Source organism: Streptosporangium sp. G12 (genome assembly GCF_052983175.1).
The window spans coordinates 307522-321932 of the sequence record NZ_JBRIQO010000007.1; the positions used below are offsets into that span (position 1 = coordinate 307522).

Genomic DNA, 14411 nt, shown 5'->3' on the forward strand with positions numbered 1-14411 from the left:
CCGCTCCACCTTCCGTACGCGTGACGGTTCGCGGTCCTTCTCACCCACTGGTGCAGACTTGTCCCTCGGGTGACCGCCGCCCTCCGGGGCGGCGGCCCGGCCGCGCGGGCCGTACCGGCGCGGTGTCGAGAGAAGGGTGGGGAGCCGGTGTCGGGTGGGGTGCCTGGGGTGGATGTCCCGGATGGGCGGGGTCGTACGGGACTGGACAGGGAGGGGCTGGATCTGACCGGCAACCCCCGGGTCCGGGTGCGGGAGGTGCGGCTGCTCTCGTCCAGCTGGTACGTGCTGCGCAAAACGACGTTCGACTACCGGCGCAGGGACGGCGGCTGGAGCACCGAGCAGCGGGAGACCTACGACCGCGGCAACGGCGCGACGGTGCTCCTCTACGACGCCGAGCGGGCGACCGTGCTGCTGACCAGGCAGTTCCGCTACCCGGTCTACGTGAACGGCCACCCCGACGGGCTCCTGCTGGAGACGGCGGCGGGTCTGCTCGACGACGACGACCCGGAGACCGCGATCCGCAGGGAGGCCGCGGAGGAGACCGGCTACGACATCGGGGAGGTGGAGCACGTCTTCGACGTCTACATGAGCCCCGGCTCGGTGACCGAGCGCGTCCACTTCTTCGCCGCCCCGTACAGCGCGGACCGGCGGACCTCCGACGGCGGGGGGCTGGCCGACGACGGTGAGGACATCGAGGTGGTGGAACTGCCCTTCGCGAAGGCCCTGGGCATGATCGCCTCGGGGGAGATCGCCGACGCGAAGACCATCATGCTGCTGCAGTGGGCGGCGCTGTCCGGTCCGTTCTCCGGCCGGGGAAGGTGAGCGGTCCGGCGTCGGCGCACTTCACGGGCCGGTCGCCGGGCGTTACCCTGCACGGATGACGGAAGTGGAGTTGCGCGGATGGCGGCCCGACGACACGTCGGTCGTGCTCGACGCGTTCAGCTCCCCGGACATGGCGGAGCAGGCGGCCCGGCCCATCGACACCGCCCAGGCGGCGCTGGAGTGGATGGGGGTCTGGGGGTTCCGCGACGACGCGCGGGCGTTCGCCGTGGTGTCCAACGGCGAGGTCGTGGGCAACGTCGCGGTGAGCAACATCGACGCGCACGGCACCGGCTGGGTCTCCTACTGGACGCTCCCGCGCGCCAGGGGACGGGGCGTGGCCGTGGCCGCCGTCAGGATGATGGCCGGGTGGGCGTTCGGGGAACGAGGGCTGTTCCGCCTGGAGCTGGGGCATCGGGTCGGCAACGAGGCCTCCTGCGCGGTGGCCACCAGGGCCGGATTCCTGTCCGAGGGAATCGAGCGGGCCAAGCTGAGCCACCAGGGCGTCCGCTACGACGTGGAGCGGCACGCCCGCCTGGCCACCGACTGAGCGGTAGGGGATCAGAGGGTTCTGAGCCCGGCGAGCAGGTCGCGGAGCAGGCTCTCGCGGGGAACCGCCGACGGGGGCGCGGGGGGCCGTACGGTGATCAGGCCGCTGCCGCGCAGGTCGCCGAGGAGCACCCGGAGCACCCCGACCGCCAGGCCGGTCCGCGCGGCCAGCTCGACGACCGGGATCGGCGCGCGGCAGGCGTCCAGGATCGACAGGTGCTCGGGCTGCAGCTCCCGGCGGGGGGCCCTGACCGCCACCACCACGGCCATCAGGTCGAAATGGTCTCCCGTGGGCCTGGTCCGGCCGCGGGTCACCGTGTAGGGGCGGACGATCGGGCCGGCCTCCTGATCGAACCGGTCGGACCGGTCGGGCGAACGCTCCGCTGTCACGGTCCACCCTCCTGCCCGGCGCGCCGCCGTCCGTCGCGGGGCGTCCTGGACGCGCCGCTCGGGACGGCGCCCTCGCGGGTCTCCCGGGTCCCCGCGCCCGGGACTCCGGCGGCGGTCCGCTCGGCGGGTACGGTCTGGCGCACCCGCTTGGGCAGGTCGCCGTCCGGGGGCAACCGTTCGACCTCGACCGAGTAGGTGAACCGGGGATCGACCGGTTCGACCACCAGTTCGCCCGGGAGCATCACGATCGCCGTGGTGCCGCCGAAGGGGGAGGGCCGCAGGGAGACGCGGATGCCGTGCCGGGCGGCGAGCTGCGCGACGACGAACAGGCCGAGCCGGTCGCTGTCGGCCAGGTCGAACTCCGGCGGGTCGGCCAGCAGCGCGTTGAGCCGCGCCGTCTCCTCGGCGGGGATGCCGAGCCCCCTGTCCTCGACCTCGATGGCGTAGCCCTTGGCGACCAGGTCGCCGTGGACGCGTACGGAGGTGTGGGGGGGAGAGAACATGGCGGCGTTCTCGACCAGTTCGGCGACCAGGTGGATCACGTCGGTGGCGACCGCGCCGATCACGGACGGGCCGTGCGGGACGCCGATCGTCACGCGCGGGTAGTCCTCGACCTCCTCGACCGCGGCGCGGACCACGTCGTAGATCGTGACCGGGTTCCGCCACCCCCGGCCGGGAGCGGCGCCGGACAGGATGATCAGGCCCTCGGAGTGCCGGCGCATCCGGGTGGTCAGGTGGTCCAGGCCGAAGAGGTCCTCAAGGGTCGCCGGGTCGCTGGCCCGCCTCTGCATGGCCTCCAGCATGGCCAGTTGCCGGTACAGCAGGGACTGGCTGCGCCTGGCCAGGTTCACGAAGACCTTGTTGACGCCCTTGCGCATCCGGGCCTGGCCGACGGCCGCCTCGACCGCGGTCCGCTGCACGGAGGAGAACGCCTCGGCGACCCCGGCGACCTCGACGGTGCTGCCGACCTTGATCTCGGGGGCCTCCGAGCAGACGTCCTCGCCCCGGCGGAGCCGCCGGACCACGTCCGGCAGCCGCCTGCCCGCGAGGTCGAGGGCCGCCTGCTGGAGGCCGACCAGCTCGCCGGCGAGCCTGCGGCCGAACCGTACCGAGACGAAGACGGACAGCCCGATCGCGACCAGGCCGAGCCCCGCGGCCAGGCCGATCCGGACCATGATGTCGCCGGCGAGGGACATGGACCGCTCGCTGATGCGCCTGCTGACGTCCCCGGCGCGTCTGTCGAAGTCGTCGGAGAGCCGCGTGGCGATCCCGGCCCAGGAGGGCTCGGGCACGGCCGAGGCGGAGACGGCGTCCTCGATCCTCTCGAACGAGGAGTAGCCGGAGGAGTCGCGCAGGGGGGTGTAAAGGGACTGGAACTCGGTGTCGAGCTGGTCGAAGCCCAGGGAGTACAGGAGCCTGCGGCCGGTGACCAGCTGGCCGAACCTCGCGCGCTCCGCGGGGCTCATCGCCCCCTCGACGACGGCTCCGGATATCAGCGCGGCCTGCTGGCTGAGCATCTCGCGGCTCCGCCCGACCATGACGACGGCTCGCGTCTGATCGCTCAGCTCGACGTCGGCGGATATCCGGATCTTCTCGTAGGCGTCGAAGGCGGCCGCGATGATCCCGCTGTAGGCGTCGAGGGTCCGCAGCCGGGTCTCGGTACGGGTGTCGACCCCGCTGCGGATCTCGGTGAGCCGGTCCAGCGAGGCGAGGAGCCGGCTCAGGCGTCCCCAGGTGGCGGGGGCGATGTCGGGGCGGGCCTCGGTGGCCAGCCGTTCCAGCTCGGCTCTGGCGCCGTTCGTCCGCAGGCGCTGGGCGTCCAGCTCCCTCCGTGAGACGCCGACGTCTCCCAGGACGGACAGCGACAGCATCCGCTCGTGCTGGAGCGCCGTGGTCACCTTTCTGGCGGGCACGACCACCTGCTCGTAACCGCCACGGATCTTGAGTAGCTCCTGCCCATCTTGGACCGTGATGTTGGCCGCAAATACCCAAATCACTACAAGGGATATAATAGGTACCAGGAGTAAGGTAAAAATCTTTACCCTGATTGAGTATTTTCGGCTGGCCATAATACCTCGCACACCTTGAGATGCGTGGTTAACAATGGCCAAACATAGCAATGTGGGTCACGTGGGACCAGACGTGCACGTGATACACATTGAGACTATTTATCGCGATCTGTCCGTTCGGAACCGTCGGCTCCTCGCGTGCGTCTCTTAGAGAGAAGGGGGGTCGACGATGCAGAAGATCGCGGACCTGATCGGAACCGAGGCTGAGCGCGCCGACCAGGCGGCGCTGGTTCGCGGTGGCGAACTGGCGAGGGCGGGGGCGGTGCAGCTGGTCCGGTTCGGCCCGCCGCGGGTGACCGCCGAGGTCGACGACGGCGCCGCGTGTGTCGAGTTCCGGCTCGTCGACGGGACCCTCCACTGGCACTGCAGCTGCCCCGAGGGCAGGAACGGCGTCTTCTGCGCCCACTGCGTGGCGACGGCTCAGTCGGTCAGGATCAGGACGGACAAAAAGGACCCTCCGGTCGCGCCGTCGGCGACCGCCTCGGCGAGAACGGTCCGGATCGCGTCGTAGGCCGGCCGGTCCCCGGCCCGGAGCGCCGACGGCTCCGACCAGATCAGCAGGTGCTCGCCCGGCGGCAACCACGACAGGTCGGTCAGCACGTCGTAGAGCGCGTCGAGGTTGTGCCCGAAACGGTCGGGCAGGTCGAGGGCCTCGGCGATCGCGTCCATCGCCTCGGCCGAAGTGGTGATCTTCACACCGTCCAGCCGGTGCGGCGTGGCGGACCCGATCATGGACTCGACCTCGCGGGCCGCCTCCTCGCGGAACGTTCCCCTGGAGACCGTGGTCATCCTCGCCTCCGGCCGCCGCCGGTGGGCACGCCGCGGGCGCCCGTGCGGTCGTTCTCGCGGGCGACATCCTGGATCACCATCGGCCGTGCCCCCTGAACTGCTGGTTCGCGCTGCCACTCGGACATCTCACCTCGCCGAACTACCCGCGCGCCAACCCGTGAAAACGGGGTGCCGGGCGTGTCTTCGTCGCTCTCCCCTGGCCGGACACTCCTTACCTAATTGTCTAGTTGTCATACAATCCGCCTACAATCGACCCATGAAAATCGCTGTGATCGGAGCCGCCGTGCTCTGGGGGACCGCGGGAACCGCGGGCCTGCTCGTCAGCGGGGTCGATCCCGTATCCCTGGCCTCCGCCCGCCTGGTGATCGGCGGACTGGTCCTCGCGGCCGTCACCGCTCCCGCGGCGCGGCTCCTGCTCCTGCCCGGAGGCTCCCTCACGGGCTCCCCCGGGAGCTCTTCCGCAGGCTCCCCCGAGGGCTCTCTCGCGGGCTCTCCCGGAGGGCGGGAACGGGAACGGGGGCGCGGTCTCGGGACGCGTCTGGGCCCGCTCGCGGCGGCGGCGATGGCCGTGGCCGCGTACCAGCTGTGCTACTTCGCCGCGGTCGGCAGGACCGGGGTGGCCGTCGGCACCGTGGTCGCCATCGGCAGCGGTCCCGTCTTCACCGGGCTGCTGTCCTGGCTGCTCGACCGCGCGTGGCCCGGCCGCCGCTGGGCGGGGGCGACCGCGGTGGCGATCGCCGGCTGTGCCGTGCTCACCGGCGGGGGAGGCGAGGTGCGGGCCGACGGTGTCCTGCTCGCGCTGCTCGGCGGCCTGCTGTACGCGTTCTACGCGGTCACCGCGGCGCGGGCGATCGGCGCGGGAGCGCCCTCCGACGCGGTGATGGGGCTGATGTTCGGCGGGGCCGCCGTCGTCATGGCGCCCGTCCTGCTGTGGACGGGCACCGGCTGGCTGGCCGAGCCGCGCGGCCTGCTCACCGCCCTCTACCTGGGCTGTGCCACCACCGCGCTGGCCTACTTCCTGTACGGCAGGGGGCTGCGCACGACCCCGGTCGCGACCGCCGCCACCCTCGCCCTGGCCGAGCCCGCGGTGGCGGCCCTGCTCGGCGTCGTCGTGCTCGGCGAGCGGCTCGCGCCCGCCTCGGTCGCCGGGCTCGTCCTGCTCGGTGCCAGCCTGGTCGCGGTCTCCCTGCCCGAGCGCGTCCATCGGGGAGGCCGGGACCGGAGGGCAATAGGGTCGTCGGCGTGACCCTCCCGCTTCATCCCGTCTCCGCCGTCGGCGCGCTCGCCGACGCCCTGCGCCGGCGGGTGTTGTCCGGCGAGATCCCGCCGGGCACCACGCTGCCGGAGCAGGAGCTCTCGGCCCTGTACGGGGTGGCCCGCCCGACCGTCCGCGAGGCGCTCGCCGTGCTCGTGCACGAGGGCCTGCTCAGGCGCGAGCGCCACCGCAGCGCCCAGGTGGCCGAGGTGAGCGTGGCCGACCTGGACGACCTGATGTTCGTCCGGCGCCCGCTGGAGGAACTGACGGCCACCTCGCTGGCGGGGCGGCGGGTCGGGGAGGCCGACGCGGCGCTGGCGCGGATGGCCGCGCTGCCCGCCGACGCCCCCTGGTCGGAGATGGTGGCCGAGCACATGGCCCTGCACCAGGCGCTGGTCGTCGCGGTGGGCAGCCCCCGCCTGGAGCGGCTCTACGGCATGCTGGCCGCCGAGACCAGGCTCGGCCTGGTCAGGCTGCGCGCGGTCTACTCCGACCGGCACGTGCTGGTCGCCGAGCACCGGGACCTGCTCGACGCGATCGGCCGGGGTCCCGGGGAGGCCGCCAGGGAGGCGGTCGCCGCGCACCTCGATCACAGCTGGGGCGATCATTAGGCACCGACTTGCATGGCTCTATTGCACGCGGAGCCCTGAAGTCGTCACAATCGCGCCCATGCACGGCAACTCAGTGCCGGACTCCTACGTATATGTCACCGAAGAAGGCGTGACCCGTCACTACGCGGACGGCAGCGTTGACGCCCTCGCGTGGGAGGACGTCGTCGAGGTGCGGGTAGTGGGCGACACGGACTCGGACATCCTGTACATCCTTCTCGATCGGCAGGGCCAGGGGTGCGTGGTGCCCCACTCGGCGACCGACGCGACCTTCCTCGCCCGTCTCCGGTATCTCCCGGATTTCGATCTCGACCGGCTCGGTGCGGCGGTGGAGTCCGCGCGCGACGATTACGTCGTCGTGTGGCGCAGCCCCGAACCGCCGTCGGCCCTGCCGGATTTCGAATACGACTAATTTCTAATTATTTCCAAATGCAGCGGTCAAACTTACACGTTTGGATCGTTCCGTCAAGATGCCGTCTCTGCCGTACTTCGGCCAATAGTGGACAGTAACCGGTATTCCCCTACTCATTGGTGATCACTAGGATTTCCCTGGGTATCCACGCTCCTGATGCATAAGGGAATTCTGTCAACCATTGAATGAGACGCGCGGCCCCTTAGCCGGTCGCGTTCGGGCATCTTGGGTGGGACGGGGTGGTATGAGAGTGGAAACCGAGGAGCTCGTCCTCGGGCTTCTCAAAGGTCCTGCACGCACTGCTCCAAGCATTTGGACGCGCTCTTATGTCCGTATTCTGCTTGCCGGAGACGTCGCGTGTTCCGTGGTCGCCTGCGAGACCGTTCTGGGGATCCGGCTGTGGTTCGGCGCTTTCATCCCCACGACGGAGGCCCTGCTCGGGCTGGGCCTCGCCCTGATCTGGCCGCTGGCCCTGGCGTCGGGTGGTGCCTATCGCAAGCGCACGCACGGTGAGGGAACGGATGAATTCAGAGCGGTTTTCAATGGCGCCGCCGGCCTGACGGCGGCGGTCGCGATCGGTGCGTACATCACGCAAACTCCGATCGCCCGCAGCTTTGTCATGGCGATGTTCCCGCTCGCTTTCGCCCTCACCCTCTTCTTCCGTTACCGGATGCGCAAGCGGCTGCACCGCAGGCGCTCGCGCGGCGACTACATGCGCCACATGGTCGCCGTCGGCCACCGGGAGTCGGTGCTCGACCTGGTGATGCAGCTGCGCAGGCAGCCGCACCACGGCATGACCGTCGTCGCCGCGTGCCTGCCCGCGGGCCCCGACCTGGTGGAGGTCGACGGGGTTCCGGTCCTCGGCGGCTTCTCCGACGTCCCCGCGGTGGTGGCCGAGGTCAACGCCGACGCCGTCGCCGTTCTGGCCTGCCCGGAACTGGACGGCGCGGCGCTGCGCAGGCTCGCCTGGGGCCTGGAGGACGCCCGCACCGACCTGTTCGTGGCGCCCGCCCTCATGGACGTGGCCGGCCCGCGCATCAGCATCAGCCCGGTCGCCGGCATGCCGCTCCTGCACGTCGAGCACCCCGACTTCCGCGGCGCCCGGCGGCTGGCCAAGAGCCTGTTCGACCGGACGGGGGCGGGCCTGGCCCTCCTGGCACTGGGCGCGCCGATGCTGGTGATCGCCGCGCTGATCCGCGCGACGAGCCCGGGACCCGCCCTCTTCCGCCAGGTCAGGGTAGGTAAGGGGGGAGTGGAGTTCCACGTCGTGAAATTTCGCACGATGGTGGTCGGCGCGGAGCACCTCAAGATCGACCTGGAGCGGGAGAACGAGTTCGACGGCGTCCTGTTCAAGATTAGGAACGATCCAAGAATCACCCGAGTGGGCGCCTTCCTGCGCCGATACTCCGTCGACGAGCTGCCCCAGCTGCTCAACGTGCTGCGCGGAGAGATGTCCCTCGTCGGCCCGCGACCGCCCCTCCCCGACGAGGTCAGGCAGTACGGCGCGGACGTGCGCCGCCGCCTGGTCGTGAAACCCGGCATGACCGGCCTGTGGCAGGTCAGCGGGCGCTCGGACCTGACCTGGGAGGAGTCGGTCCGCCTGGATCTCCGATACGTCGAGAACTGGTCGCTCTTCCTGGACCTGCAGATCCTCTGGAAGACCTGGAGCGCCGTGACCGGCGGAGAAGGGGCCTACTAGTGAAAGCACTCGTGCTCGCCGGAGGGCTGGGCACCCGGCTGCGGCCGATCACCCACACCTCCGCCAAGCAACTCGTACCCGTCGCCAACAAGCCCATCCTCTTCTACGGGCTGGAGGACATCGCCGCCGCGGGCGTCCGAGAGATCGGGATCGTCGTGGGCGACACGCACGCCGAGATCGAGGCGGCCGTCGGCGACGGCCGCGCGTTCGGCCTGGAGGTCACCTACATCCGCCAGCGGGCGCCGCTGGGCCTGGCCCACGCGGTGCTCGTCGCCCGCGACTACCTCGGCGACGACGACTTCGTCATGTATCTCGGCGACAACTTCATCGTCGGCGGCATCGACGACGTCGTCGAACGCTTCACCCGCGAGCGGCCCGCCGCCCACATCATGCTCACCAGGGTCGGGGACCCCCGGCAGTTCGGAGTCGCCGAACTCGACGCCGCCGGCCGGGTGATCGGGCTGGAGGAGAAGCCGCCCGTCCCCAAGAGCGACCTCGCCCTGGTCGGTGTCTACCTGTTCACCGCCGCGATCCACGAGGCGGTGGCCGAGCTCAAGCCCTCGTGGCGCGGAGAGCTGGAGATCACCGACGCCGTCCACTGGCTGATCGCCGACGGGCGGCGGGTCGAGTCCTCCGTCATCTCCGGCTACTGGAAGGACACCGGCAACGTCACCGACATGCTGGAGGTCAACCGGCTGGTGCTGGAGTCCCTGGAGCCCCGGGTGGACGGCCTGGTCGACGACGCCAGCCAGCTGATCGGCCGGGTGGTCGTCGAGAAGGGCGCCACGATCGAGCGGTCCCGCGTCGTCGGGCCCGCGATCATCGGCTCCGGCGCCCGGATCCGGGACAGCTACATCGGCCCCTTCACCTCGATCGCGGCAGGCTGCGCGATCAGCGGCAGCGAGATCGAGTACTCGATCGTCCTGCCCAGATCATCGATCGCCGGAGTCTCGCGGATCGAGGCGTCCCTCATCGGCCACGACGTCGAGGTCACCCCCGCCCCCACCACCCCCAGAGCCCACCGTCTCGTGCTGGGCGATCACAGCAAGGTCCAGATCAGCTCATGACAGCAGCCGACCGGGGGACGACCCCCACCCCATCGAAGGTCCTGGTCACCGGGGGTGCCGGGTTCATCGGCTCCCACTTCGCCCGTGTGCTCGCCGCGAGCGGGACCGCCGTGACGGTCCTCGACAAGCTCACCTACGCGGGAAACCCGGCCAACCTGGAGGGGACACCCCACGACTTCGTGTACGGCGACGTCTGCGACGGCGAGCTCCTGGCCGGCCTGGTCCCCGGGCACGACCTCGTCGTCAACTTCGCCGCCGAGTCCCACGTCGACCGGTCGATCGACGGTGCCGCCGACTTCGTACGGACCAACGTCCTCGGCACGCAGGCACTGATGCAGGCCTGCCTGGACGCGGGCACCCCGCGGGTGGTGCAGGTCTCGACCGACGAGGTGTACGGGTCGATCGAGAGTGGTTCCTGGGACGAGAGCTCGCCGCTCAGCCCGCGCTCGCCCTACTCCGCGGCCAAGGCGAGCGGCGACATGGTCGCCCAGGCGTACGCGGTCACCCACGGACTGCCGGTCTCCATCACGCGCTGCGGCAACAACTACGGTCCTCGCCAGCATCCGGAGAAGCTGATCCCGCGCTTCGTCACCCACCTCCTGCGAGGTCGCAGGGTCCCGCTCTACGGCGACGGCGGCAACGTCCGCGACTGGGTCCACGTCGACGACCACTGCGCGGGCATCCGCCTCGTCGCCGAGCGCGGCGAGTGCGGGGAGGTCTACCACATCGGCGGTACGGCGGAGCTGAGCAACCTCGAGCTCACCGCCCGGCTCCTCGAGGCCTGCGGCGCCGGGTGGGACATGGTCGAGCGCGTCCCCGACCGCAAGGGGCACGACCGCCGTTACTCCCTGGACGACTCCCGGCTCCGCGCGCTCGGCTACCGGCCGTCCGTGTCGTTCGAGCAGGGCCTGGCGGAGACGGTCCGCTGGTACGAGGACAACCCCGGCTGGTGGGAGGCCGCCGTGGAGGAGACGGATGACGGCCCGCCCGGTGCGGCCGGCCCGTCCGGTCCGGCGGGCGCGGTGAACGCGGGGGGCCCGGCCGGTGCGGCGGGCGGGCGGCGGGGAGGGAAGAACGGATGACCCGCTGGATGATCATCGGTGCCTCCGGCATGCTCGGGACCGAACTGACGGCCCGCCTGCGCGCCGAGGGGCGGCCCGTCCTCGCGTTCGGCAGGCAGGAGCTGGACCTTCGCGACACGTCCGCCGTACGCCGCCTGGTCACCTCCCACGGCCCCGACGTCGTGGTGAACTGCGCCGCGTGGAACGCCGTCGACGAGGCGGAGACGCGGGAGGACGAGGCGCTCGCGGTCAACGGCACCGGGGTGCGCGCGCTCGCCGAGGCGTGCGGGCGCGCCGGCGCGCGGATGATCCAGCCCTCCAGCGACTACGTCTTCGACGGCACCGCGCCGGACCCCTACCCCGAGGACGCGCGGCCCTGCCCGGTCAACGCGTACGGCAGGACCAAGCTGGCGGGCGAGCGCGCCGTGCTGGAGGTGCTGCCGCGCGGCGGCTACGTGGTGCGCACCGCCTGGCTGTACGCGGCGACCGGCCACAACTTCGTCCGCACGATGGCCCGCCTGGAGAGGGAGGGGGCGGCCCCCGACGTCGTCGGCGACCAGTTCGGCCAGCCCACCTGGGCCGGGGACCTGGCCGCCAGGATCGTCGGCCTGGCCGGGAGCGGGGCGCCACCCGGCGTCTACCACGCCACCAACTCGGGCCACACGAGCTGGTACGGCCTGGCCAGGGAGGTCTTCGCGCTGCTCGGCGCCGATCCCGCCCGGGTGACCGAGGTCTCCTCCAAGGACTTCCCACGCCTCGCGTCCCGGCCCGCGTACAGCGTGCTCGGGGACGACGGCCGGCGCGCGGCCGGGCTGCCGCCGATGCGGCACTGGCGAGAGGCGCTGAGGGAGTCCCGTGTGCTCGTGGCGGGTTAGCGGCACGAGAACGACCCAGTCGGAGAACCGTCGGACCGCGTCACGCGGCGAGGGAGCGCATTCATGACAACCTGCAGGCTGTGCGGCTCGACGAGCCTCGCCAGCGTCGTCGACCTCGGGGCGACACCGCCCTGCGAGCGGTTCCTCACCGAGCGGCAGCTGGAGGAGCCCGAGGTCACCTACCCGCTGCACCTGCGGGTCTGCACCGGCTGCTGGCTGGCGCAGATCCCACCGATGATCACGCCGGAGGAGACCTTCACCGAGTACGCCTACTTCTCCTCGTACTCCACCTCGTGGGTGGAGCACGCGCGGGAGTTCGTGCGCGGGGCGGCCGACCGGCTCGGGCTGGGGGCCGGGTCGTTCGTGGTCGAGGTGGCCAGCAACGACGGGTACCTGCTGCGGCACGTCGTCGAGCGGGGCATCCGGTGCCTGGGGATCGAGCCGTCGGAGAACGTCGGCCGGGCGGCCAGGGACGCCGGGGTGGCGACCCTCACCGCGTTCCTCGGCCCGGAGACCGGCGCCTCGGTGCGCGCGGAGCACGGGCCCGCCGACCTGGTGGTGGCCAACAACGTCTACGCCCACATCCCGGACGTCATCGGGTTCACCCGGGGGCTGCGCGCCCTGGTGGCCGACGACGGCTGGGTCTCCATCGAGGTCCAGCACCTGCTCACCCTGATGGAGCACAACCAGTACGACACGATCTACCACGAGCACTTCCAGTACTACACGGTCGCCTCCGCCCGGCGCGCCCTGGCCGCCGGCGGGCTCGCCCTCGTGGACGTCGAGTCGCTGCCCACGCACGGGGGCTCGATCCGGCTGTGGGCCAGGCCGCTGGAGATCGTCGGCGAGCTCGGCGAGCCGGGCGAGCGGGTGGCCGCGCTGCTCGCCGCGGAGAAGGCCGCCGGCCTGCACGAGCTGTCCGGGTACGCCGAGTTCGGCGAGCGGGTGGCGCGGGTGCGGCGGGACCTGCTGGGCTTCCTGCTCGACGCCGCCCGCGAGGGCAGGACCGTCGCGGGCTACGGGGCGCCGGGCAAGGGCAACACCCTGCTCAACCACTGCGGCATCCGGCCCGACCTGCTCCCCTTCACCGTCGACCGCAACCCGTACAAGCACGGCAGGTTCACCCCCGGCACGCGCGTGCCGATCCTGCCGCCCGAGCGGCTCGCCGAGGAGCGGCCCGACTACGTGCTGGTCCTGCCGTGGAACCTCCGCGAGGAACTCGTCGGCCAGCTGTCCTTCGTGCACGCCTGGGGAGGCCGGCTGGTCTTCCCCATCCCCGACCTGGAGATCGTCGAGGTGAACCCGTGAAGGTCGTCCTCTTCTGCGGCGGATACGGCACCAGGATGCGCACCGGCACCCCCGGTGACGTGCCCAAGCCCATGCAACTCGTGGGGCCCCGGCCGCTCATCTGGCATGTGATGCGCTACTACGCGCACTTCGGGCACACCGAGTTCGTCCTCTGCCTGGGGTACGGCGCGCACCACATCAAGGACTTCTTCCTGAACTACCAGGAGACGACGTCCAACGACTTCGTCCTGCGCGGGGGCAGGATCGAGCTGTTGTCCACCGACATCTCCGAGTGGTCGATCTCGTTCGTGCAGACCGGGATCGCGTCGCCGATTGGCGAGCGGCTGCGCCGGGTCCGCGACCACCTGGACGGCGAGGAGATCTTCCTGGCCAACTACGCCGACGTGCTCACCGACGCGCCGCTGCCGGAGATCGTCGACCGCTTCACCCGGTCGGGCGCGGGCGCGTCGATGATGGTGGTGCCGCCCGCCGACACCTTCCACTGCATCGAGCTGGGGGAGCGCGGCACGGTCGGCGGGATCACGCCGGTCAGCGAGATGCCGCTCTGGGTCAACGGCGGATACTTCGTGCTCCGCCAGGAGATCTTCGACCACATCCCGGAGGGCGGCGACCTGGTCGCGGACGGCTGCGCCGAGCTGGCCAAGCGCGGCAGGCTGCTCGCCTACCCGCACCGCGGCTACTGGCGGCCGACCGACACGGTCAAGGAACGGGTGGCCCTCGACGAGGCCTACTCGCGCGGCGACCGCCCCTGGGCGCTGTGGGAGCGCGAGCGGGCGCCGGTGCCCGTACCCGGATCCGTGACGGTCCCGGAGCGCGAGGCGGCGCCCGGGTACGGGCCCGCGGCGGTGACGGTCACGTGATCCGGTTCCGGCCGGCCGGAACGGGCCGGATCGCGCTGCTCGCCGCGCACTGCGACGACCTCGCCATCGGGGCGGGCGGCAGCCTGCTCACCCTCTGCTCCGCGCGCCCCGGCGTCCAGGTGGACGCCCTGGTGCTCTCCGGCGGCGGGACCGAGCGGGAGGACGAGGAACGTGCCGCGCTGGCCGCGTTCTGTCCCGGCGCCGACCTGCGGCTCACCGTGCTCAAACTGCCCGACGGGCGGCTGCCCGCGCGCTGGGAGGAGGCGAAGGAGGCGGTGGAGGAGCTGCGGGCGCGCACCGACCCCGACCTGCTGCTCGCGCCGAACCCCGCCGACGCCCACCAGGACCACCGGGGCCTGGCCAGGCTGGTGCCCACGGCCTTCCGCGACCACCAGGTGCTCGGCTACGAGATCGCCAAGTGGGACGGCGACCTCGGGCGGCCCTCGGCCTACCAGCCGCTCACGCCCGAGGTGGCCGAGGCGAAGGCGGGCCTGCTGCACCGCCACTACCCCTCCCAGCGTCACCGCTCCTGGTTCGACCGCGAGGCGTTCCTGGGGCTGGCCCGCATCCGCGGGATCGAGTGCCACGCCCGCTACGCCGAGGCGTTCCACGTCAACAAGCTGATCTTCGACCTGGCTGGAGGCTGAACC

At 71.5% G+C, this 14411-nt stretch carries 16 protein-coding genes; 13 read left to right on the forward strand and 3 right to left on the reverse strand.

Annotation, left to right across the window (positions count from 1 at the left end; all coding sequences use genetic code 11):
* Window positions 1-168 precede the first annotated feature (168 nt).
* Together ACVCAG_RS13785 and ACVCAG_RS13790 are read left to right on the forward strand one after the other, a co-directional pair.
* Complete coding sequence (locus ACVCAG_RS13785) at window positions 169-822, forward strand: NUDIX domain-containing protein (protein WP_440083951.1); 654 nt, start codon at window positions 169-171, stop codon at window positions 820-822.
* A 55-nt stretch (window positions 823-877) separates the two neighbouring features.
* Window positions 878-1369 carry a GNAT family N-acetyltransferase gene (locus tag ACVCAG_RS13790; RefSeq protein ID WP_440083952.1) on the forward strand — a complete coding sequence of 164 codons (492 nt, stop codon included), beginning with the start codon at window positions 878-880 and terminating at the stop codon, window positions 1367-1369.
* Between the two features lie 11 nt (window positions 1370-1380).
* Here the strand turns inward: ACVCAG_RS13790 and ACVCAG_RS13795 are convergent, their stop codons facing one another.
* On the reverse strand, window positions 1381-1758 hold the full coding sequence (locus ACVCAG_RS13795) for a DUF742 domain-containing protein (RefSeq protein ID WP_440083953.1): 378 nt from the start codon (window positions 1756-1758) through the stop codon (window positions 1381-1383).
* Entirely contained in the window at window positions 1755-3755 is a 2001-nt protein-coding gene (locus tag ACVCAG_RS13800) for a nitrate- and nitrite sensing domain-containing protein (RefSeq protein ID WP_440083954.1), read from the reverse strand. Before ACVCAG_RS13800 ends, ACVCAG_RS13795 begins: the two co-directional genes overlap by 4 nt.
* A gap of 241 nt (window positions 3756-3996) precedes the next feature.
* Here ACVCAG_RS13800 and ACVCAG_RS13805 point away from each other — a divergent pair, with 241 nt between their 5' ends.
* A complete protein-coding gene (locus tag ACVCAG_RS13805; RefSeq protein WP_440083955.1) occupies window positions 3997-4338 on the forward strand; it encodes an SWIM zinc finger family protein in 342 nt (113 codons plus the stop codon).
* Here the strand turns inward: ACVCAG_RS13805 and ACVCAG_RS13810 are convergent.
* On the reverse strand, window positions 4248-4616 hold the full coding sequence (locus tag ACVCAG_RS13810) for a barstar family protein (protein ID WP_440083956.1): 369 nt from the start codon (window positions 4614-4616) through the stop codon (window positions 4248-4250). The genes ACVCAG_RS13805 and ACVCAG_RS13810 overlap by 91 nt on opposite strands.
* A 256-nt stretch (window positions 4617-4872) precedes the next feature.
* On the opposite strand from ACVCAG_RS13810, the gene ACVCAG_RS13815 reads away from it, so the two are divergent.
* The 10 genes from ACVCAG_RS13815 to ACVCAG_RS13860 all read left to right on the forward strand — a co-directional run bounded on the left by ACVCAG_RS13815 (window position 4873) and on the right by ACVCAG_RS13860 (window position 14408).
* Window positions 4873-5862, forward strand: coding sequence for an EamA family transporter (locus tag ACVCAG_RS13815; protein WP_440083957.1), 990 nt, complete (start codon window positions 4873-4875; stop codon window positions 5860-5862).
* Window positions 5859-6482: a GntR family transcriptional regulator gene (locus ACVCAG_RS13820; protein ID WP_440083958.1), complete on the forward strand. Its 624-nt coding sequence runs from the start codon at window positions 5859-5861 to the stop codon at window positions 6480-6482. The genes ACVCAG_RS13815 and ACVCAG_RS13820 overlap by 4 nt, the downstream gene beginning before the upstream one ends.
* 58 nt (window positions 6483-6540) lie before the next feature.
* Window positions 6541-6891, forward strand: a complete 351-nt coding sequence (locus tag ACVCAG_RS13825) for a hypothetical protein (RefSeq protein ID WP_440083959.1) — start codon at window positions 6541-6543, stop codon at window positions 6889-6891.
* 244 nt (window positions 6892-7135) lie between these two features.
* Window positions 7136-8590 (forward strand): exopolysaccharide biosynthesis polyprenyl glycosylphosphotransferase, encoded by a 1455-nt coding sequence (locus tag ACVCAG_RS13830; protein ID WP_440083960.1) that lies wholly within the window; start codon window positions 7136-7138, stop codon window positions 8588-8590.
* A complete protein-coding gene (locus ACVCAG_RS13835) occupies window positions 8590-9657 on the forward strand; it encodes a glucose-1-phosphate thymidylyltransferase (RefSeq protein ID WP_440083961.1) in 1068 nt (355 codons plus the stop codon). Before ACVCAG_RS13830 ends, ACVCAG_RS13835 begins: the two co-directional genes overlap by 1 nt.
* Window positions 9654-10739: a dTDP-glucose 4,6-dehydratase gene (gene rfbB, locus ACVCAG_RS13840; RefSeq protein ID WP_440083962.1), complete on the forward strand. Its 1086-nt coding sequence runs from the start codon at window positions 9654-9656 to the stop codon at window positions 10737-10739. Before ACVCAG_RS13835 ends, rfbB begins: the two co-directional genes overlap by 4 nt.
* Window positions 10736-11593 (forward strand): dTDP-4-dehydrorhamnose reductase, encoded by an 858-nt coding sequence (gene rfbD, locus ACVCAG_RS13845; RefSeq protein ID WP_447189898.1) that lies wholly within the window; start codon window positions 10736-10738, stop codon window positions 11591-11593. The genes rfbB and rfbD overlap by 4 nt, the downstream gene beginning before the upstream one ends.
* A gap of 63 nt (window positions 11594-11656) precedes the next feature.
* Window positions 11657-12901, forward strand: a complete 1245-nt coding sequence (locus ACVCAG_RS13850) for a class I SAM-dependent methyltransferase (protein ID WP_447189899.1) — start codon at window positions 11657-11659, stop codon at window positions 12899-12901.
* Complete coding sequence (locus ACVCAG_RS13855) at window positions 12898-13761, forward strand: sugar phosphate nucleotidyltransferase (protein ID WP_447189900.1); 864 nt, start codon at window positions 12898-12900, stop codon at window positions 13759-13761. The genes ACVCAG_RS13850 and ACVCAG_RS13855 overlap by 4 nt, the downstream gene beginning before the upstream one ends.
* On the forward strand, window positions 13758-14408 hold the full coding sequence (locus ACVCAG_RS13860) for a PIG-L family deacetylase (protein WP_440083966.1): 651 nt from the start codon (window positions 13758-13760) through the stop codon (window positions 14406-14408). Before ACVCAG_RS13855 ends, ACVCAG_RS13860 begins: the two co-directional genes overlap by 4 nt.
* The last annotated feature ends 3 nt before the right edge of the window (window positions 14409-14411 follow it).